Raw genomic sequence first — 21600 nt, forward strand, 5'->3', positions numbered from 1 at the left:
CAACACAAAATATTATAGAACCATAATAATTTAGGCGGTATTTTTTTACCGAAAAAACCTTTAGCAATTAGTGACAATCGGCTACGTCGGCTGCATCCCCCATATAAGTGAAAGCCAAAACAATGAACTACAATTAGTGACAATCCCTGTAAGCTATTGCCGCATACATTAACATTACGTTACCAAAAGATCTCGCGTGAAATAAATTCCTCTACTTTTTTAGAAGAAAACCAATGACATTACCTACTACACTGATGGGAATAAAAAAGATAAAGAAAATAAAATACCAGAAAGCTTCATTAAAATTAATAGCCAATAACGCCACAAGTAATAAAGCAGCACAAAAAACAGCCAATAACAGCGCAAACTGCTTTTTATTTTTGCTTTCTTTTATAAAAAAAGACAGGAACAAAAGCAGGAATGAAATGCCACAAAGAATATAGCCAATCAATTGATTGTCATCTAATTTAAATCCCACTCCGTACCCTGTTGAAAAGTAAAGTGCGGCTAAATAAATACTAATATAAAGCCCAAAGACAAATTGAATTTTTAAAAATCGCTTTTTCATAATTTTTCTCCTTGAAGCATAAACAGGTTTAATCAGATCTTAAGTATTCTGGGTAAATAAAACAAGTGCTCCTAGCTAGACAATTGTTTAAACCTGTCTTATCCAGACAAGATTTAATCGTATCACACACCTTGCTTTCCACTTTCCCGCATGGCTATTAATTTAAAATAAGAAAAAAACATTAAGAAAAGCTATTGCTACGAGAAGAACTTTTCAACCGTAATATTCAAATCGGTACTATAATTTATCCAAAATAATTTCTTAGAAACTTTATCGACAATTAAAATAAATAACATATAATATGATTGTATCCGCTTTCTCGAAATAGTACTATTTATATATAAAAAGGCCAAGCTATATAAAGACAACTTTTTGATAAATCTATATATAATTAGTTAGAAGACTTGCGTAAACAATAAAATAACATTTAATACATTTACATCGACAAGGAGGGATCTCATGATCAAAGATAATAAGCAGATTCAAGTTGCAATCTGCCTTTTTAATTTAGCTTTTTTAGTCAAATCAAATCCGATAATTTCAATATGTTTGGCGCTATATTTTTTAATTAAACATGATAATTTCACTTCTAAAACCTTAAATATAATTTTTATCGTAGGAAATCTAACGAGTGCCATAATGTCAATGTACTATTTAGCATTTTATGGCTATCAAGGATTTGCAAATCTCTATTTACTATTATCGCAAATAATCGACAGAATAAATTTAATGAGAACTTTATATTAAAAATATTTGCATTGGATTATGTTAGGTTCACAAAATCAATTTTTTAAACTTATTCATCAGAAGAAACTTCGATAGCAATCACCATCACAAAGTAAAGACTGTAGACACCATTCATCAAATGATCTTTGTCTACAGTCTGATCCACAGATTATTGTGTTTTTTATGAAAGATAGTCTTTAATGCGGCTTATCAGTATACTTTTTTATTTGATCTTTCATCCAATTGCCTTCAACAACTGTGCCCCATACTGCAAAACCAATTGAAATAAGCGTAATTAAAACTACTAGGATATCTTTCATGATTTTCCCTACTTTCTTTATCAACCTTAACTTACTTTCCTACCTGTCTATTCATTTAAAATAAGAAAAAAACATTGAGAAAAGCGATTGCTACGACAATAATCGGTAAATAGCGTGTTTGGGGCTCTAGCGCGTTTGGGCTTTGGCGATGAAAAAGCTTCGTTGCCATTTTAAAACAACACCACCCCAGCAGCGTGCCAAAGGTATTAGTCAATAAATCATTAATATCGGTGGCGCGATATAATGTGAAAATTTGGCTGATTTCAATTGCTAAAGAAAGACCACTGCCTAATAATACCGTTTTACCCATTTTTTCAAAGTTACGGCTCATAAACGGAATTAAAAAACCGATTGGGATAAAAACAAAGATGTTCGCAATAAAACCAGCAGAAAAACCATCTGCTAGTGGTAGCCATTCCATTTGAGGATGAATTAATCCTTCGCCTAGACTGATTAGCCGGCGAAATTCACCAATAGTGGCAATACCAAAAATGGCGTCTAAACTAATTGCTAAATAATAAAACAGCAATAACGACGGAATTAAAATGGCAATTTTGCGCGACCAGGATAATTTTAAAACGCAAATTAAAACCGTAATTAAAATGGCTCCTAATAAAGCAGCGGGATTAACAAAAAGTAGTTCGTAAAAAAAATCAAAAATTGTATAGTTGTCCATCGGTTGCTCCTTTTCTAAAAACACTAGTGTACTACTTAAGATAGTACACTAGTGAAAATGCAGCGTCCATTGCAAGTGCAATATTTTCATGTAATTTAAACAAAATGATAAAAATTTACGATTTATCTTTATTTTACTTCTCTCTTTGATAAGTTTTTAATTACCTTACCTGACATTTTTCCTACCAAAATGTTTCACGTGTAACAATACCAACTTTTTAGTCGCTCGTTTGCGTTGAACTTGTTTTAGTTTTTTTCCAGTGATTTTTTAATCTGGTGGGCGACTTTTTTTCGTAACTTTTTGCGATAATAGGCGCGCAGCTGGCGGGAAATTTTTTTCTGCCCTTTCTTAGTAGTGCCTTGGTAGCGATAAGATTGTCGGGAAAACTTATCTTGCTCTGCTTTTTTTAAAGTCAGTTGAGAATCTGAAACGAACTGGCTATCCACTAATAAGATGCCCAATGCCCGTTTTTCTGCTTGATTAAGTTGCGAAAAAATTTGTTGCAACATTTCCGCCAATTCCACGTCAGCGATAAAGTCAAAATCTGAGGCAATTTCAGCAGCTTGTTCACTTTCTAAGCTTTCAGGTCGGGCCTTTAAATACTTACGGCGACAATCTTGACACAACCATTGAAAGCGGCGAAATAGATAACTATTGTTGTAATCTTCTTTAAAAATTTCCAAATCTCTGTAATCATGCAAAAGCTCGATTAAGTTAAACCGCATTTCCTGTAGACAATCATCGTATTCACTGTGATTAGGATAAATTTGCTCCCGTGTTAAAACGCGACGAAATAAAGAATCATATTCCATTATGGCTTCATTCATCAGCTGTTCTCTCATCTTTTTTCCTCTTTTTATTTTATTCCGGCCGGTAATCTTATTTTAGAAAACACCAGATTTTCTTCTGGCGGAAAAAAAACGAAAAAAAGTTGATTTTGAAAAATAACCTAGCAAAAAAATGCGTATTTCTATATAGAAATATCTATGAAAAGGAAGGGATAGTATGCCAGGTATGCCTATTGATGAAAGTCGTTTAAAATTCCACTTAAGAAAGGAGATAAATCACGTGCGCCAGCAGATTACAGCCTTTTTACCCCACCCAAATTTTGTTTTAACCAAAGAATCGCGCCACCAATTAGCAGACCATTTGATTCCTCGCGCTGAACTTTCACTTTGCAAAATTTACTATGCTTTAATTCCCTATGAGAAACAAAAACAGCAGTATTCTCTCGTTTTTAGTAATGATGGGTTGGAACTGGTTTATGGTACGCCCACGCAGCTGATGATGAAAAAAATCATCCCCTTATATCGTTGCCAAGATAGTGGCGTTTTCTTTGAAACAGTCGCACGTTTATACAACTTTAAAAAAGCACCTTTTGCTACGCGCGATTTTTGTCTGATGCCATTAACCAGCAGTAAACTTGCGCCTAAAAATACGGTCTGGCTCAACCCAGTTATTTTGGCTGACTTTTATACTAAAAATCATCAAGCTTATGTCACCACTTTATTGGGCTTTGATTGTCTGGTTCCAATTAAACGCAATGCCTTAATTCATTGCATGAGTAAAGCATTCATTTTACATACGCAAATTAAAAAAGAAGAAAATTACGAGCGCTTTACACATTTAGATTCTGTCGTCCACTATTTAGCGATTGATCCCACTCCTTTAATTAATTGCGCCTGTCAAAAAATCGATTGCCACAATCGCATTTGGCCCAATCACTTTTTTTATTCTTTTTATGATAAATTACGGCAAGAAAAAGAAGTCCAATTATTATGTGAAGAATATGAAGCGTGGTTTGGTCAAAAAAACAAAAAAGACACCGGCTATCTCTAGCTGGCGTCTTTTTACTACATGGCATCGTCTCGTAATGATAAGGAAGAAAACTTGTTGTATTCTTTAATGAACATCAACTCAACTGTCCCTCTGGCACCGGAACGGTTTTTTTCGATTATCACTTCGATAATATTATCTCTGGTGTCGTCTTGTTCATCTGGATCGTCAGTATCCCGTTGATAGTAATCATCGCGGTATAAAAAGGCGACGATATCCGCATCTTGTTCAATCGAACCAGATTCCCTAATATCAGACATGACTGGACGTTTATCCTGTCGCTGCTCTACCCCACGGGAAAGCTGGGAGAGAGCAATTACAGGCACTTTTAATTCTTTAGCTAATTTTTTTAATTGGCGGGAGATTTCCGAAACTTCTTGTTGCCGATTTTCACGACCCGTTCCTTCAATCAACTGCAAGTAGTCAATTAAAATTAAACCTAAATCTTTTTTCTCTTGTGCTAGACGGCGACAACGGGCACGAATTTCAGAAACTTTAATCCCTGGGGTGTCATCAATAAAAATGCTAGCCCGCGACAAACTTCCCATTGCCACGACCAAATTACCCCATTCTTCATCCGTTAGCTGACCGGTTTTTAGATGCCCTGCGTCAATTAACCCTTCGGCACATAACATCCGCTTAACTAAAGACTCAGCATCCATTTCCAAACTAAAAATAGCCACCGAAGCATCCGTTTTCGTTCCAATATTTTGGGCAATATTTAAAGCAAAAGCTGTTTTACCAACAGCCGGACGAGCCGCTAAGATAATCAATTCCCCTTGTTGTAATCCTGCCGTCATTTTATCTAAAGCCGGATAACCAGTTGGAATACCGGTGATTTCTTCATCATTTTGCGCCAATTGATCAATGTTGCGAAATGTTTCTTGTAAGACATCTTCAATCGCTTGAAATCCATTACTATTGCGGCGCTCAGAAACTTCCAAAATGCCCCGTTCCGCATCTTCGACAATAGCAGAAACATCTTCATCTTGCTCATAACCTGCTGCCACAATTTTATTTGCCGCTTGAATTAAATTACGTAATAAGGCTTTATCTGCCACAATTTTGGCGTAAAAACCAATACTTCCGGCATAAGGAGTTGCTTGGGAAAGCTCCACTAAGTACCCTACACTGCCGACATCTTCTAACGCATTGCCACGCTCTAGTTCTGCTTTTAACGTCACCACGTCGATAGCTTCATTGCGATCAAACAAATTAATCATCGCTTGGTAGATTAATTGATGGCGCCGTTGATAAAAATCTTTGGCACTTAAAACTTCCATCGCATTAATCAGCTCATCGGGAGCCAAAAAAATTGAACCTAAAACAGCCTGCTCCGCTTGGATATCTTGGGGCGGCATGCGGTCTTGCCACATATCTTCTACTGCCATAATTATAATCGCTCCTAAAAGTTTTCAGTCTACTAATTTTACATAACTTTCAGTAAAAGTACAATATATGGCAAATGAGCAAAGTAAGAATTAGCTAAGATTTCCAATGTTTTAAAAAATTTTTTCTCACTAGCAGGAGCAAAAATTTTTAGCTCCTAAAAGATGATCGCCATTTTCATTATATTTTTCTATTTTAGCTATTAAGTGGATCAATCGTAAAAATTAAAATAACGGGTATAATGAATTATATTGTTTTAAAACAAGAAATTCATGCTTAAGAAAGGAATACATGTATGTCTACCAATACTTTTGAAAAAAGTAAAACAATTTTACCCGGCTTTTTCTTATCCTTAGCCGTAGCAATTGGTGCAAAATTATTAGCTCTTTTAATGCCGCAACTTGGAGGAGCTACTTTAGCAATCTTACTTGGTATCATTTTAGGAAATACCTTCTTTAAGCAACCGCAATTAGCCGCCGGCACAAAATTTTCTGAGAGTCGTTTATTGGAATACTCGGTAGTTTTACTTGGCTTTACCGTCACTTTTCAAACGATTAGTAAAATGGGGATTAAAGGCTTACTATATGTCATTTTAATGATGAGTACGGTCATTATCGGTGCTTATTTTTTAGGGCGAAAACTTGGCTTTAATGAAAAAATGGCGCTCATGATGGCCGGTGGAAATGCCGTTTGTGGCTCATCTGCGATTGGTGCAATTGCCCCTGCCATTAAAGCCGATGACACGGAAAAAGGCCAAATCATTACACTGGTTAATTTACTAGGAACTGTGATGATGCTCACCTTACCCTTTTTAGGCATGCAGCTCTTTGGAAATGATTTATTAGCCAGAAGTGCGCTGTTAGGGGGAACTTTACAATCGGTCGGTCAAGTCGTCGCGGGGGCTAGCTTAGTCAATGGGGAAACAGTCCAGTTTTCAATGCTTTTTAAAATTACGCGGATCATCTTTTTAGTCGTAGTCGTTTTTATTTTTGAACAAAAAGTGAATCGTGCTGGTCATGATGTCGTGATAGAAAAGAAAGCTAAGAAAAAACTGCCGATTCCTTGGTATGTACTCGTTTTTTTAATTATCTGTATTGTGAATAGTTTTTTCCCATTACCGGATTTGATTAATCAAGTTGCCCATTTCATCAGTACTTGGTTTGAAACGATTGCCTTAGCTGCGATTGGCTTACGTTTAGATTTCCGTAAATTTCTAAAAGAAGGCCCACGCTTTTTACTTTATGGCTTATCCGTTGGCGCAGTCCAAACTGTGGCTGCTTTATTATTTATCTTCCTTTTACACCTCTAATATCAAAGAAGTATGTCATTCTCCATTAATTAATAGGCAATTTTGAATAAATAAGTAGTGATAGAGCAACATCGCAAAGTGATGCTGGGTTTATTTCCTTTTAAAAATTCAAAAAATATAATTTCCATCTACAAAAAAAGATTACAAACTATTTGTCATGTAGTTTGTAATCTTTTTTTGAATATAAAATACGGTCTAATTTACCTTTTACCCCAACACCTGCCAACTTTTTTCTTGATCGAAATAAGCAGCTTCTTTTTTAGCATTGGCAACTAAATCACTTGGATACCCTAAAATACCCAATAAGGCGATAGCATTGCGGGATTTAGCAGCACCCTGGCGTAAGCGATAATCAAAGGAGATACCATTTTCAGCAGTGACTTGTTCTTCGAAATGGAGATTGTCACAACTATTTTTTAAAATTTCCGTTAATTCAATATCATGGGTCGCTACAAAAGCTAAGCTTGGTTGTTGTCCTAACCATTCCACGACACTGCTGGAAGCTGCGATACGCTCAATGGTATTGGTTCCTTTTAATATTTCATCAATAAAGCAATAACAGCGTTCTTTTGTCGCCACTTTGTCTAAGAGGCGTTTAATCGATTTGATTTCAGCTACAAAGTAACTATCTCCTTCAAATAAATCATCTTCGACTGCCATCGAACTTAAAACATGTCCGGCTTGTAACGTAAAAGTTTCCGCAGTAGCTGTATTAATAGTTTGAGCCAAAATACAATTAATCGCGATACTTTTAACATAAGTTGATTTACCAGAAGCATTAGAACCAGTCACTAATGTATTTTTTTGCCAGTCAACGGGGTTTGCGACTGCATTTTGAATTAAAGGATGATAAATTGCTTCAGCTTCCACCCCACCTGTTTTTACTGTGGGCAAACAAGTTAATGGCATGTAAGTTCTAAAATTCAAAATGGCTAATGCCACTTCCAAATCTCCTAAATTATCCCACAGCGAAATAGCTTCTTTATTGTATCGGCTGATTTTACTTAAAACATAATTATAAGAAATCAGCGGTAGTAAAAAGATCATATTGACTAATTCAAATATAATTTCAGCTTCCGAGTTGCCTTTGACACGAAACGAAAAAGCAAATTTTTCAATTCCTTTAAAGGGTTTAACTTTTGCTTTTAGGTCAGCTTGCAGAGGTGTATCTACTTTACTCATCTTTTTCGCTAAGACGAGCGTTTGTACCAAATAACGCATGATCGTCAGTTCTGTTTCTAAGCGAAATTTTTGCGTAAAATAGAGGATAACATTTAGAAAAAAGCTAAATAAAATAACAATCAGAAAAAGTGATGGTTGCAGTGGCAAAGCTAGAATAGCTAAAATTGGTATACATGATAAAATAACGTATAAAAAAGAGTTAGGTAACTTGTTTTTACCACCTTCTGCTAGATATTGTTTTGAAAAGTTATTGTCTTGTTTGCCGAGGGTGGCAAAGAGATATTGGACTTTTTCGCGTGTGGCAGCATTTTCTGCAAAAAATTTAATTAATGGCTCGTAATGATTTTGATCGTTAAAATCATAATTGCGCAAACGTTTATACAAAGCCTCTGACCCAACGCTTGAGTAAGTGTTGTTTAAAAGTGCAAAAATACTCTCCATATCTAAATCATACCAAGTTAAATCATCGACTTCTGCTGTGTAATGATGATATTTCTTTTCTTCTAACCAGGCTTTTTTCAAACTTTCCGGCTGATCCAAACGCTTTTGATACGGCTGGGTTCCCCACTTTTGTTTGATACTTTGTTTTAACTGGTAGCGACTTCGATAATTCAGCGCAATTAAAGCGATCGGAACTGCGATAATTAACACTGTGATTAACAGGAATTCTTGTGACATGTTTTCACCTCTTGTTTTGTTTTCATTTTTCTAGCTTTTTAGTTAACTATTGAGTCAAGCATTCAACTTAAACAGGAAAAATCAACTCGATAAAAAACACTTCCTATTTAAAAATACTCTGTTCTTATTATACTGAATATATTCTTTTATTTTTGAGATTTTTTATAACTTAATTTTAGTTGCATATGGCACCAACAGGATTTGCACTCGCTTTTATGGGAAAATCAAGCTAGATTAAAGACAAAATTTAGAAATTATTCTATTCGTTAAATTAAAAAAGATACTCATCATTATAGCAGTAAAACAATTCATCCTTTAACTAGAGATAATAGTGGCGGCGTACGTCCTGCATTGTGGCTAGAAGTAGATGCCAGAAAATTACAGCTTTATGAAATGCAATAAAAAAGCACCAATTTCTAAAGACATGCCCATAAAAGGCTGTCGCTAGAGATTGGTGCTTTTTAGCAACTGGATGGAAAAAACTTGCTTATTCTTCGCCTACATGAACTTTCAATGTTGCTGTTACTTCTGGATGCAATTTCGCTGGAACATTGGTAAATCCTAATGAACGAATCGGGTTTTCCAACTCAATTTTGCGTTTATCAATTTTAACATTGTATTGTTTTTCTAAAGCTGTTGCAATTTGTTTGGAAGGAATAGAACCAAATAAACGTCCGTCTTCACCAGCTTTAGCTTTTAATTCAATCACTGTTTCTTCTTTTTCTAATTTTTCTTTTAATGCTTTGGCTTCAGCTAAAATTTCAGCTTCGTGTTTGTCTTGGGCTTTCTTTTTAGCGGCAAGTTCAGCCACATTGCCTTTATTGGCTTCTTGCGCCAATTTATTTTTAATTAAATAGTTTTGCGCGTAACCAGTCGGAACTTCTTTGATTTCGCCTTTTTTACCTTTGCCTTTTACGTCAGCTAAAAAAATAACTTTCATGTAACTTCCTCCTTGTAAAGATCTGTCATTGGCTTTACTTTGTGGCAATTAAGCCATTTTTATCTTACTTGTGGTTAGTGAGATAAGTGTAGCGCAATGACCGCTTAAATTTTACAATTGCGTTATGCCTTCACCCAGCTTCTTTCTAAAAAGCCCGATCTCCAGCCTAACTTGCAATTATTCTTTCTTTAAACTGTGCTGTATTTCATTATAAAGCATTGTTTTCACTTCGTTAAGGGATTTCTCTTTGATTTGGGTTGCAGCATTGGTGAAATGACCACCACCGCCCATATCTTCCATGATGGACTGCACATTAATCTTACCATTGCTCCGCGCAGAAATGCCCACTAGCCCGTCTTTTCTTTTAGTAATGACAAAAGAGGCTTGCACATCGTTCATTGAAAGAAGCGTATCTGCTGTTTTAGCTGTTGTCACGCTATCGTACACTTTATCCTCACTCGCACAGGCAACAACAATATCTTGATCGATAAACTCGCTTTTAGAAACCAGTTCACTAATCTCCAAAAATGAAGTTAAATCCGAACTTAAGATATATTGCACTAATTCGCCGTTGGCTCCTCTTGATTTTAAATAACTTGCAATGTCAAAAGTTCTCGAACTGGTACGGACAGAAAAATTCTTCGTATCAACAAAAATCCCGGCTAATAATAACGTCGCAGTCAATTTATCCAACTGTTTTTTTGCGTTACTTTGATACTGAATCAACTCACCCACTAATTCTGAAGCAGAAGAAGCCGAAGACTCGATATAAGTTAACAGCGGTTGATTAGGAAATTCCTCTCCGCGGCGATGATGATCGATAATCACAACTTTATCAAACTTCTCATAAAGCTCCTGAGAGATTGATAGCGAAGGTTTATGGTAGTCGACCATGACTAACAGACTATTTTGTTTAATCTGCCCTAGGGCTTGTTTAACAGAGATTAAATGACCTTCTAATGCTTCATCTTTATGAATTTCTTCTAAGCATCGTTCGACGTCTGGAATCAATTCATTTTCATTAATTACCACATAACTTGTTTTTCCTTGGAAATCTGCTAGTGTCGCCACCCCATAAGCAGCACCAATTGCATCCATATCAGGATAACGATGCCCCATAATATAAATATCTTCTGCACTGGCTAAAATTTTATTAAGAGCAGTTCCCATCGCTCGCGAACGAACACGTGTTCTTTTTGTTATGCTGGCGGTTTTCCCACCATAAAATTTCGGTTTGGCTTCATCGTTGGCCTCTTTTACAACTACCTGATCGCCACCTCTAACTAAAGCAATATCCAGACAGGTTTGGGCTACTTCACCAATCTTTTCGCCAGTTTCATCACCGTAACTAATCCCCATACTAATCGTTAATGGAATGGACTGTTCTTCGGCTGCGGTTCGAATTTTATCCAGCAGAGAAAATTGTCCTTGAGCCATCTTCTTAATATCAGAGGCATGCGCAACAAAATAAAAGCGTTCAGCGTTTAATCTCTTCAAGTAAATATCATATTCATCTGACCAATCAGAAATAAAGGTCGTCACAAAAGAATTCAAGTAAGAAGTTTCTTTATCATCCATTTTATCTACGACATCATCATAATTATCAACAGAAATGATACCAATCGCAGTTTGTTGATTTTCTTGATAGTTTTGGGCCGCGACTTCTGCAGTCCGATCTAATAAGAAGATGACATTTTTTTTACGATCAATAATATATTCAAAACTTAAATCTTCCACGCGCATAAAACCGTCGTCTTTACTACCTACTAAGAGAGGTTTTAACGTCTTATCCCATAAGACTTCTTGCCCAACTTGTTCTTTTAAATCTAAAGCACGATGATTCATCCAATCGAGCCGGAACGTTTTCGGCTCATAAATAAAAATAATTGATGGCGAAACACTGGATAAAAATTTGGAATTATCAATCGCAATTTGAGCCGACTCACGAATACGCTTGTCATCAGTCAAAGCATTCAGATTTTGCAATGTATAATAGACATAGTAGACAAAAATATTTAGCGCAGCAAAGATGGCAATATTGGCCCATAAATGGGGATTAAAGACTAAACAAATAAACTCTACAATGAAAATTAGTACCATCACTTTTAAAAAAGGGTATTTTTTCATAGCTTACTCCTCATTTTAACGTCTTATTTTGGCTCTTAGCCTACAAAGAATCGTAATTAGCTAAAAATTAACTACCAAATAGACGTGAAAGTTTCTTACAACCTTAACTCGCAAATTATCTTTTTTTGCTATCCTTCATTCTAGCATAAATCCTATCCTAACGCGATTTTTAGTCTTTTTATGGCTGAAAGCAGCGGAAAATGTTTCACGTGAAACATTTTTGTTTGTTTCTTAAGCTAACAAACTGTTTGACTTGAAATAAAAATCAGACAAGTAGTCGCCTACACAACGTTTTATTCCTAAGTTCCTTATAATTATTACGAATAAAATACATTGAAAGTCTTTTTAACATTATCACTTTCTGATTTTACATTCCAAAAGTAAAATATCCTATCCTTGCTATTACATATCGTATTTGTTTACATTGTTTATCTCTATATCTAAGTTATTAAAAGTTAACTTGTAATAAATGCTGCTAAAAGAACACTCTTTACTTGGGTAACAGACAGTGACCCTAAAAGTTAGATTTTTTGGTCTAACTTTTGGGTTCGGCTCAAACAGACAGTACTTTTTAACTTTCCATTTTCCGATTGTCTGTTTGTGTTTTACACTATCTTGCCCTACTTGAAACAATTAGTAGCGAAAAAATTTTCAAAAATAGTTCTTTACCTTTACGTAATTTGCTTTATTACTACCTACTCATTTTTAATGATTTAAACTAATTTCCTATGCCAAAATCAGATGTTTCCAAGCAATAAATAACAAGAAAATACTATTTGTATAAGTATTCATTTTCTGAATTAAGAATTGTTTTTAACTTCACAAATACTTTTTGCTGAACTAATTTTGTTTAAATAAGTTTTCCACACTGTGGAAAACTTATTTGTGGTTTGCTGTTAATTTAGCTAAATATCATTGCTACAACAATAATTTCAGCTATTTTCATATCTGTGGATAAGTTGGGATAATTTCGGGTAATTATTAGACTTTAGCAAATATTTTTCCAGTATGATATAATCACCTTTTTGAAAAGATAGGAGGATAGGCATGCGGGATTTAACAGATAAAGAACAACAATATTGTTTAGAAGCATTTGAATCGATGATTCGAAAACTAAATAAAACAATTGAGACAATGGCAGCCAAAGGAAGTAAAAATCTTGCTACGCCACAAAACAGGCGGTTTGCATGTGAGGTTGCACTTTCTATGTTACATCATCACTGGAACAAGACGGGATTTACCTATTCTTTATCAGAGGTAAAAGATGCGCAACAAATATTATTAAGAATTAGACCCAGTATTCAAAAACAGTTACCCAAGTTTGCAGAAAACACCCCTCAACATACTATAGCGACGCGCCGACTATTATCATTGGATGTAGTAGCTGACTACTTGCAAGAATTCTTAACCCAATAGGATTCTTTCTTACAAGTAAAAAAATAGAACCTACTTTAACTATAAAATCAAATCACACCAAATCACTCTTTCATTCTCACAACTATATTTATATCTAGCTACAAAAAAACACCTCAGTCATTTGACTGAGGTGTAAAATAATTTTTAGTCTTCGCTTACGAAAGGTAGTAAGCCCATAATCCGTGCGCGTTTGATCGCTACGGTAATTTTACGTTGGTTTTTCGCGCCAGTACCTGTTACACGACGTGGCAAAATTTTACCACGTTCTGAAATGAATCGTTTTAACAATTCAATATCTTTGTAATCGATATGTTCGATATGGTTAGCTGCGATATAGTCTACTTTGCGACGTTTACGTCCGCCTCTTCTTTGTTGTGCCATCCTATTTCCCTCCTATCAATTGCTTAGAATGGTAAATCATCGTCTGAAATGTCGATGGTTGATGCGTCAGACCCGAATGGATCAGAAGTATCGCGATCAAAACTCGGCATTCCGCTGTTTTGAGAAGGTTGGTTTTGATTAAAACTGTTTTGTTGGCTGGCACCACCATAATTATTGTTGAAACCACCGCCACCGTTAGTAGTTGACCCACCTTGTTGACGTTGTTCATTTGCAGAACGGGATTCTAATAATTGGAAGTTTTCAGCAACCACTTCAGTTACGTATACACGTTGACCTTGTTGGTTTTCATAGTTCCGTGTTTGGATACGACCAGTAACACCTAGTAGTGTTCCTTTACGGGCATAATTCGCTAAAGTTTCGGCTGGTTTACGCCAGATAACACAATTAATAAAATCTGCTTCACGATCACCGCTTTGGTTGGTGAAATTACGATTTACTGCTAAAGTAAAAGTCGCAACTGCCGCTCCATTAGCTGTGTAACGTAAATCAGGATCTTTGGTTAATCTACCGACTAAAACTACATTGTTAATCAAACCGGATCATCTCCTCGTCATAGATTTGTTTCACGTGAAACAATATTAAGCTTCTTCCTTAACGATCATGTGACGCAAAATGCCGTCGTTGATCTTCGCTAAACGGTCAAATTCGTTGATCGCTGGCGCATCTGATGGAGAAGTAACTTTGACGATATGATAGATGCCTTCACGGAATCCGTTCATTTCATACGCTAGACGGCGTTTTTCCCAATCTTTTGATTCAACAACTTCAGCGCCGTTGTCTTTTAAGATTGCATCAAAACGTTCGATCAAAGCAGTTTTTGCTTCTTCATCAATGTTTGGACGAATGATGTACATGATTTCATACTTCGTGTTTTCCATTGATTTTTCACCTCCCTATGGACTTTAGGCCCTTAGTTTTCTAAGAGCAGAGAGAGTATCATTAAGACTACTCACAAATTAGAATTATACAGGAAACGCCCCATTAAAGCAAGAATTTTTTATTACTCGTCAAATCACTTCTTTTATCCCTTCATTTTTATTTACGCACTTTGCTAGTAAATTTATTTTAATATACAAAAAAGATAAAAATTTTTTAGCAACTATCATGACAAAATTTGGCACAATAACAGCAACTAAAATCACAATTGGCTGAAAATGGCTTTCTTTTACAATAGCTATCAGAAAAATAATAACATTTTAACGCAACTACTCTTAAACCAGTTTTACTACAGTTCGATTTTTCATAAATTTTATAAAACTTATCAACAGTGGATAACTTTTTTATTGGATCATATTTTTATCCACAGTATTAGGGTTACTAAGCGAATAGCTACAAAGCCTAACGGAAAATCAGTAAGAATTTTTACAAAAATTGTAGCTCAAATTTTATGAAATTGCCCTTGAACCCTTAGCTAAGAAGAAGTTCTTTCTTTTGCACTATTTATGTTATGGCAAAAGATTGTGACCGAAGCGACCAGCTTTTGTCACACCGTTTACTCGGACAAAAGATCGAAAAAAAAGATGTGACAAAATTTTTGTCACATCTCCTAACTTAATGCTATCTATTCTTGTTCATCTTCATCTATTTCAATGATTGTTTCTGTTTCTACTGTAGTTTCTGTTACGTTTTCTGCTGCGTTGTCACTTACTGGGCTTTCATCTGTTTCTTCTGTTTCAGCTTCAACTGCGGCCATCGTGACCACTTTAGCGTCATTTTCCAGTTTCATCAAACGAACCCCTAGTGTTGCACGACCAGTTTGAGAGACAGAAGCTACGTTAAAGCGAATGATTACGCCTTTGTTTGTTACTAGCATAATGTCTTCGTCCCCTTTAACCGTCGTTAAACCGGCTAATGGACCGTTTTTAGCGGTGATGTTGGCAGTTTTAATCCCTTTACCCCCACGGCCTTTCACAGGGTATTCTGAGCCTGCTGTACGTTTTCCGTAACCATTTTCTGTAATGACTAAGACTTCACTATCTGGTGTAATGACCGATACGCCGACAACGTAGTCATTTTCTCTTAAGCGAATCCCCCGCACACCTGATGCAGTTCGGCCCATATCCCGCACGGCTTCTTCTTTAAAGGTAACGGAATAACCATCATGGGTCCCGATAATCATCGTGTCATCCCCGCTTGTTTCTAAAACATCCACTAATTCATCGTTTTCTTTTAGATTAATAGCGATTAAACCATTGCTGCGAATGTTGCTAAAGGCATCGACTGAAGTTCGTTTGACAACACCTAAAAGCGTGGTAAAGAACAAGTATTTATTGTCACTTTGGCCACTAACTGCAATAATCGTTTGGATTTTTTCGGCAGAATCAATACCTAATAAGTTAATAACCGGAATCCCTTTAGCCGTCCGACCGTATTCTGGGATTTCGTAACCTTTGGCTTTATAGACTTTTCCGACATTGGTGAAAAAGAGTAAAGTATCATGAGTCGAACAAGAAACTAATGTTTTAACAAAGTCCTCATCGTGTACACCCATTCCTTGAACACCTCTTCCCCCACGACGTTGCGCGCGGAATTCACTATTGGCTAGACGTTTAATATAGCCATTATTCGTCAAGGTAATGACAACTTCTTCTTCTTCAATTAAATCTTCATCTTCTAAACTCAAAACTTCTCCGACTAAAAGTTCCGTCCGGCGTTTATCACCAAAACGTTGCGTTAGTTCGCCTAATTCGGTTTTGATAATTTCATTTACACGTTCAGGTTTGGCTAAAATATCCGCTAAATCAGTAATTAATGCCAATAATTCTTGGTATTCTTTTTCGATTTTATCCCGTTCCAAACCGGTTAAACGACGTAAACGCATATCTAAGATGGCTTGGGCTTGGCGATCTGATAATTCAAATTTTGCCATCAATGTATTTTTAGCTTCATCATCTGTATTTGAACCACGAATAATGGCGATAATTTCATCAATGTGATCTAAAGCAATCCGCAAACCTTCTAAAATATGAGCGCGCGCTTCTGCCTTAGCTTTATCAAAAGCAGTTCTACGCGTTACAACTTCTTGTTGGTGTTCAACGTAATTTTCTAAAATACGTTTTAAGCTTAAAATTTTTGGTACACCTTTTTCAATGGCCAACATATTGAAGCCAAATGAAGATTGTAAGGCAGTTAATTTATAGAGGTTATTTAAAATCACGGAAGCTGAGACATCGCGTCTAACGTCAATGACGATCCGCATACCTTCACGGCTTGATTCATCCCGTAAATCAGTGATTCCTTCAATTCGCTTATCCCGGTGTAACTCAGAGATACGTTCAATCAGTTTGGCTTTATTGACCATATAAGGCAATTCCGTTACCAAAATACGTTCTTTGCCATTTGGCATTTCAGTTACTTCTACCCGACCCCGAACGGTAATGGAACCTTTACCTGTTTCATAAGCACGGCGGATACCCGATTTACCCATAACCAAACCACCTGTTGGAAAGTCAGGTCCAGGGAGAACTTCCATTAATTCATTCGTAGTAACGTCTGGATTTTCCATTAATAAATTAATCGCAGCCGTAACTTCATTTAAGTTATGGGGAGGAATATTTGTCGCCATCCCGACTGCAATCCCGGTTGTCCCATTGACTAAAAGGTTAGGGAAACGAGCTGGTAAAACTTCTGGTTCTCGTTCTGTGTCATCGTAGTTACTGGTAAAATCAACTGTATTTTTATTGATATCTCGTAGCATTTCTAAAGCCAGTTTACTCATGCGAGCTTCAGTATACCGCATCGCAGCGGCACCATCACCATCGACAGAACCAAAGTTACCATGGCCATCTACTAACATGTAGCGATAACTAAAAGGTTGGGCCATCCGTACCATTGATTCATAAATAGCCGAGTCACCATGGGGGTGGTATTTCCCCATAACGTCCCCGACAATTCTGGCTGATTTTTTATGAGGTTTGTCTGGTGTTACACCTAATTCGTTCATCCCATATAAAATCCGGCGGTGAACTGGTTTTAAGCCATCACGAACGTCTGGTAATGCCCGTGCGACGATAACACTCATCGCATAGTCGATAAAGGAATTTTTCATTTCACTACTCAAATTGACGTCATGAATGTGGGCTTTATTATCTTCCAAGTGTTTCACTCCTAACTGAGATGTTTAAAAAACGCCAAAAACGTTGCTTTTAGAAAATAAAAAGCATTGGGTTAAATAAACTCATTGTGGTAAACATGACCGCTAGAAAGGAAGTGAGAAAATTTATGCCGCCGTTATAATAAAACAACAATCAGCACAAAATTTTCAATTTTTCCCTTCATACTAGCATCATGACTAATTTTAAATATCTAAGTTTTGCACGTAATGCGCATTTTCTTCAATAAATGCTCGGCGCGGTTCAACGCGATCACCCATTAACATTTCAAAAACTTGATCGGCTTCAATCGCATCTTCGACAGAAACGCGCAACATTAAACGATTTTCTGGATCCATTGTCGTTTCCCATAATTGATGATCGTCCATTTCCCCTAAACCTTTGTAACGTTGAATCGTTGGTTTTGGTGTTTTAGGCAACTCATCCATGATTTGTTGCAAGCGTTCATCTGCATCTTTACCTGGTTGCACGTAGGTAATATTTTTGCCTTGCTTAACCCCGTACAATGGTGGTTGCGCGATATACACATATCCCGCTTCTACAATCGGACGCATATAACGGTAAAATAACGTCAATAGCAATGTCCGAATATGCGCACCATCGACATCGGCATCGGTCATGATAACCAATTTATGATAGCGGGCTTTTGAAACATCAAAATCGCCACCAAAGCCAGTCCCCATCGCAGTAAAGAGTGAACGAATTTCTTCGTTGGCTAAAATTTTATCCATTGACGCTTTTTCCACGTTCAAAATTTTACCCCGAATTGGTAGAATCGCTTGAAATTCGCGGTTACGTCCTTGTTTTGCTGAACCGCCGGCAGAGTCCCCTTCGACGATGAATAATTCGCAACGTTCTGGATCATTAGAAGAGCAATCCGCTAATTTACCCGGCAGATTACTGATTTCTAAAGCTCCTTTACGACGTGTCATCTCCCGTGCTCGTTTGGCTGCTTGACGCGCTCTTGAAGCTAACATCCCTTTGTCGACGATTTGACGACCCACATTAGGATTTTCCATCAAGAATTTCATAAAGTGTTCTGAGAATAAACGATCGACAATCGTTCGCACTTCTGAATTACCTAGTTTTGTTTTGGTTTGACCTTCAAACTGAGGGTCTGGGTGTTTGATTGAAATAACCGCCGTCAAACCTTCTCGTACATCTTCACCAGAAAGATTATCGTCGTTATCTTTCATAATTTTTTGTTTGCGGGCGTAATCGTTAATAACCCGCGTTAATGCTGTTTTAAAGCCAGATTCATGCGTTCCGCCTTCATAAGTATGAATATTATTGGCAAAACTTAAAATGTTCATGTGATAGCCGTCAGTGTATTGTAAAGAAACTTCTACGGCAATATCTTGTTGTTGATCTTCTAAATAAATGGGATCTGGGAACAAAACGGTTTTATTTTTATCCAAATGTTCCACATAACTCTTAATCCCACCTTCATAGTGGTATTCTTTTAAGACAGGTTTTTCTTCTCTGCGATCTTCAATTGAAATACGCAAGCCACGATTTAAAAAGGCTAATTCCCGCACGCGGGTTGCCAATTTATCAAAACTGAAGATAGTGGTTTCCGTAAAAATTTCTGGATCTGGCCAAAAACGTACTTCTGTTCCGTGTTGATCTGTTTCAGCGATGACTTTTAAATCATCTACAACAGCACCACGACGATATTCTTGGAAATACACTTTGCCTTCTTTGTAAACTTTGACTCTTAATTTGGTCGAAAGAGCATTTACTACAGAAGCCCCAACACCGTGTAGACCACCAGAAACTTTGTAGCCGCCACCGCCAAATTTACCACCGGCATGTAAAATGGTATAAACTGTTTCCACCGCCGGACGACCGGTTTTGGCCTGAATATCAACGGGAATTCCCCGCCCATCATCTGTGACTGTAATGGAATTGTCTTCTTCAATAATGACTTGAATTTTAGTTGCAAAACCAGCTAAAGCTTCATCGATTGAGTTATCAACAATCTCCCATACAAGGTGGTGTAAGCCTTCTGAACTCGTCGAGCCGATATACATCCCAGGACGTTTGCGTACCGCTTCTAAGCCTTCTAAGACCTGAATCTGACTGGCGTCATATTCTTTGGCACGTTCCACTAAGCTTTTTTCTTCTTCTGTCATCTATGCGGATCCTCATTTCTTCAATAATCTATTTATTTGGTGGTGCTTAAGTGACCATTTTCCACGTAAAAAATCGTGGGAGTTACGGTCATTTTATTTTTGACATGATCTAATGTAGTCGTCGTTAAAAACGTCTGTACCTTCCCTTCAATTGTTTCCAAAAGGTGTAGTTGACGAGAATCATCTAATTCACTCATCACGTCATCAAGCAATAAAATTGGATATTCGCCAGTTTCTTCTTGCATCAAATCAATTTCTGCTAATTTGATACTTAACGCAGTAGTTCGCTGTTGCCCTTGTGAACCATAAGTCTGCACATCAATCTCATTAATGGCAAAACTTAAATCGTCACGATGAGGGCCTAAAAGCGTGGTCTGTCGTTGCAACTCCCGCGCTTGATTTTTCTCTAGAAGGTTAAGAAAACGTTCCTTTATTTCATCAACGCTATCAGCTAGCGTAAAATCAAGGGTGGAAACATAACGTAAAGTCAAATTTTCCTTTTCATGACTAATTTTTTGATGCAACAAGTTGGCCCAGTATTCTAGCCGCTTCACAAATTTGGCGCGAGCTAATAAAACTTTACTGCCAAAGTCTACTAACTGTTCATTTAAGACGCTTAGATAAAGCAAGTCGACTTTTTTTTGCTGTTTTAAATACTGGTTGCGTTGCTTTAAGACATTTTGATACTGGACGAGGTCGTATAAATAAATCGGATCAATCTGGCCAATTTCCATATCGAGAAATTTACGCCGCAAAGAAGGGCTACCTTTGACTAAAGATAAATCTTCCGGTGCAAATAAAATCACGTTTAGTTGACCAACGTAGCTACTAAGCCGTTTTTGTTCAATGTGATTGATGCGCGTCTTTCGGCCTTTTTTAGTTAATAAAAGCTCCAACGGCACTTTACTATGATTTTTTTGCACTTCACCTTTCACGCTGGCAAAATCCGCACCCCATTCAATCAGTTCTTGCTCATTATTGGTGCGGTGACTTCTGGTCATAGCTAAAACGTAAATACTTTCTAAAATATTCGTTTTTCCTTGGGCATTTTCGCCCAAAAAAATTGTTAAGTTTTTAGGAAAAGTCAAAGCTAGATCCTCGTAATTGCGAAAATGCTGCAAAAAAAGATTATTCAGGCGCATTATCTGTTTCCTGTGCTTGCGCCATAAAAAAAGTTCCCTCATCCGGAATTTCGACCATCATTCCTGGATAAAGCTTACGGCCACGGCGGTTTTCAATCTCTCCGTCAACTAAAACAGTGTTTTCAGCCAGGTACCATTTGGCCTGTCCACCACTGGAAATCACATTGACTTCTTTTAGCACTTGGCCTAGGGTCATGTAGTCTCCTGTGATTGCGATTTTTGCTTTCATTTTCATCCCTCGTTTCTCCAGTCACAGTTAGGTTTATTATACCGTTTTTTTGGCCAGAAAACAAATTTTCCCCAGTTTTTTTCACTTCTAAGAAGTTTTAATCTTTTTAGATAATTTTTATCCGAAAAGTTAAAAAAGCCGTAAAAACGATTTTATGCCCTTTTAAGATAATTTATGACTTTCTGAAAGTAATACAGTTGTTTTCCATTTTTGTAAGAAAAGCTGAACGAACTCGTCCAGCTCGCTAGCAATAAGATAGAATTTTAATAAATTGTTTTTCAAATTTCTTCAAATTTTAGCTTATTGTCGCAGCGAGTTAGTTTGTGAAGCTGGATCAAAGAAAAGCATAATAAACATGGTCAGCTCTCAAGCAATAAGACGAAATCTTGTTAAATTGTTCCTCAAATTTCAAC

Annotated in this window: 19 protein-coding genes; 4 read left to right on the forward strand and 15 right to left on the reverse strand. The window is 36.7% G+C overall.

Annotated features, from left to right (window positions below; all coding sequences use genetic code 11):
• Positions 1-211: 211 nt before the first annotated feature.
• Positions 212-568, reverse strand: coding sequence for a hypothetical protein (locus RU96_RS10770; protein WP_071865523.1), 357 nt, complete (start codon positions 566-568; stop codon positions 212-214).
• 459 nt (positions 569-1027) lie between these two features.
• Here RU96_RS10770 and RU96_RS10775 point away from each other — a divergent pair, with 459 nt between their 5' ends.
• A complete protein-coding gene (locus tag RU96_RS10775) occupies positions 1028-1315 on the forward strand; it encodes a hypothetical protein (protein ID WP_071865524.1) in 288 nt (95 codons plus the stop codon).
• Positions 1316-1491: 176 nt separating this feature from the next.
• Here the strand turns inward: RU96_RS10775 and RU96_RS13415 are convergent, their stop codons facing one another.
• The 3 genes from RU96_RS13415 to RU96_RS10785 form a co-directional block, all read right to left on the reverse strand.
• Positions 1492-1614 carry a hypothetical protein gene (locus RU96_RS13415; protein WP_282956609.1) on the reverse strand — a complete coding sequence of 41 codons (123 nt, stop codon included), beginning with the start codon at positions 1612-1614 and terminating at the stop codon, positions 1492-1494.
• 55 nt (positions 1615-1669) lie between these two features.
• The gene (locus RU96_RS10780; RefSeq protein WP_071865525.1) at positions 1670-2290 is read right to left on the reverse strand and encodes a VanZ family protein; all 621 of its coding nucleotides are present in this window, start codon (positions 2288-2290) and stop codon (positions 1670-1672) included.
• Positions 2291-2535: 245 nt separating this feature from the next.
• The gene (locus RU96_RS10785) at positions 2536-3132 is read right to left on the reverse strand and encodes a sigma-70 RNA polymerase sigma factor region 4 domain-containing protein (protein ID WP_071865526.1); all 597 of its coding nucleotides are present in this window, start codon (positions 3130-3132) and stop codon (positions 2536-2538) included.
• 163 nt (positions 3133-3295) lie between these two features.
• Here RU96_RS10785 and RU96_RS10790 point away from each other — a divergent pair, with 163 nt between their 5' ends.
• Positions 3296-4129 carry a hypothetical protein gene (locus RU96_RS10790; protein ID WP_071865527.1) on the forward strand — a complete coding sequence of 278 codons (834 nt, stop codon included), beginning with the start codon at positions 3296-3298 and terminating at the stop codon, positions 4127-4129.
• 14 nt (positions 4130-4143) lie between these two features.
• Here RU96_RS10790 and dnaB read toward each other — a convergent pair whose 3' ends face one another.
• Positions 4144-5517 carry a replicative DNA helicase gene (dnaB, locus tag RU96_RS10795; RefSeq protein ID WP_071865528.1) on the reverse strand — a complete coding sequence of 458 codons (1374 nt, stop codon included), beginning with the start codon at positions 5515-5517 and terminating at the stop codon, positions 4144-4146.
• Between the two features lie 293 nt (positions 5518-5810).
• Here dnaB and RU96_RS10800 point away from each other — a divergent pair, with 293 nt between their 5' ends.
• Positions 5811-6824 carry a YeiH family protein gene (locus RU96_RS10800; RefSeq protein ID WP_071865529.1) on the forward strand — a complete coding sequence of 338 codons (1014 nt, stop codon included), beginning with the start codon at positions 5811-5813 and terminating at the stop codon, positions 6822-6824.
• 207 nt (positions 6825-7031) lie between these two features.
• Here the strand turns inward: RU96_RS10800 and RU96_RS10805 are convergent, their stop codons facing one another.
• The 3 genes from RU96_RS10805 to RU96_RS10815 form a co-directional block, all read right to left on the reverse strand.
• Positions 7032-8684: a MutS-related protein gene (locus tag RU96_RS10805; RefSeq protein WP_071865530.1), complete on the reverse strand. Its 1653-nt coding sequence runs from the start codon at positions 8682-8684 to the stop codon at positions 7032-7034.
• 487 nt (positions 8685-9171) lie between these two features.
• Positions 9172-9624: a 50S ribosomal protein L9 gene (rplI, locus tag RU96_RS10810; protein ID WP_071865531.1), complete on the reverse strand. Its 453-nt coding sequence runs from the start codon at positions 9622-9624 to the stop codon at positions 9172-9174.
• A 177-nt stretch (positions 9625-9801) separates the two neighbouring features.
• Positions 9802-11751, reverse strand: a complete 1950-nt coding sequence (locus RU96_RS10815) for a GGDEF domain-containing protein (protein ID WP_071865532.1) — start codon at positions 11749-11751, stop codon at positions 9802-9804.
• 1047 nt (positions 11752-12798) lie between these two features.
• Between RU96_RS10815 and RU96_RS10820 the strand changes: the two genes are divergently transcribed.
• On the forward strand, positions 12799-13167 hold the full coding sequence (locus RU96_RS10820) for a hypothetical protein (RefSeq protein ID WP_071865533.1): 369 nt from the start codon (positions 12799-12801) through the stop codon (positions 13165-13167).
• Positions 13168-13311: 144 nt separating this feature from the next.
• On the opposite strand, the gene rpsR is transcribed toward RU96_RS10820, so the two are convergent.
• The 7 genes from rpsR to yaaA all read right to left on the reverse strand — a co-directional run bounded on the left by rpsR (position 13312) and on the right by yaaA (position 21187).
• The gene (gene rpsR, locus RU96_RS10825) at positions 13312-13548 is read right to left on the reverse strand and encodes a 30S ribosomal protein S18 (RefSeq protein WP_071865534.1); all 237 of its coding nucleotides are present in this window, start codon (positions 13546-13548) and stop codon (positions 13312-13314) included.
• A 23-nt stretch (positions 13549-13571) separates the two neighbouring features.
• Positions 13572-14102, reverse strand: coding sequence for a single-stranded DNA-binding protein (gene ssb, locus RU96_RS10830; RefSeq protein ID WP_071865535.1), 531 nt, complete (start codon positions 14100-14102; stop codon positions 13572-13574).
• A gap of 45 nt (positions 14103-14147) precedes the next feature.
• Positions 14148-14447 (reverse strand): 30S ribosomal protein S6, encoded by a 300-nt coding sequence (gene rpsF, locus RU96_RS10835; RefSeq protein ID WP_016173265.1) that lies wholly within the window; start codon positions 14445-14447, stop codon positions 14148-14150.
• A 683-nt stretch (positions 14448-15130) separates the two neighbouring features.
• Positions 15131-17665: a DNA gyrase subunit A gene (gene gyrA, locus RU96_RS10840; protein ID WP_071865536.1), complete on the reverse strand. Its 2535-nt coding sequence runs from the start codon at positions 17663-17665 to the stop codon at positions 15131-15133.
• 201 nt (positions 17666-17866) lie between these two features.
• Positions 17867-19816 (reverse strand): DNA topoisomerase (ATP-hydrolyzing) subunit B, encoded by a 1950-nt coding sequence (gyrB, locus tag RU96_RS10845; RefSeq protein WP_071865537.1) that lies wholly within the window; start codon positions 19814-19816, stop codon positions 17867-17869.
• A 32-nt stretch (positions 19817-19848) separates the two neighbouring features.
• Positions 19849-20958, reverse strand: a complete 1110-nt coding sequence (gene recF / locus RU96_RS10850) for a DNA replication/repair protein RecF (protein WP_071865538.1) — start codon at positions 20956-20958, stop codon at positions 19849-19851.
• Entirely contained in the window at positions 20945-21187 is a 243-nt protein-coding gene (yaaA, locus tag RU96_RS10855; protein ID WP_071865544.1) for a S4 domain-containing protein YaaA, read from the reverse strand. The genes recF and yaaA overlap by 14 nt, the downstream gene beginning before the upstream one ends.
• Positions 21188-21600: the final 413 nt, after the last annotated feature.

The sequence above is a fragment of the Enterococcus canintestini genome, assembly GCF_001885735.1.
Taxonomy (GTDB): domain Bacteria; phylum Bacillota; class Bacilli; order Lactobacillales; family Enterococcaceae; genus Enterococcus_C; species Enterococcus_C canintestini.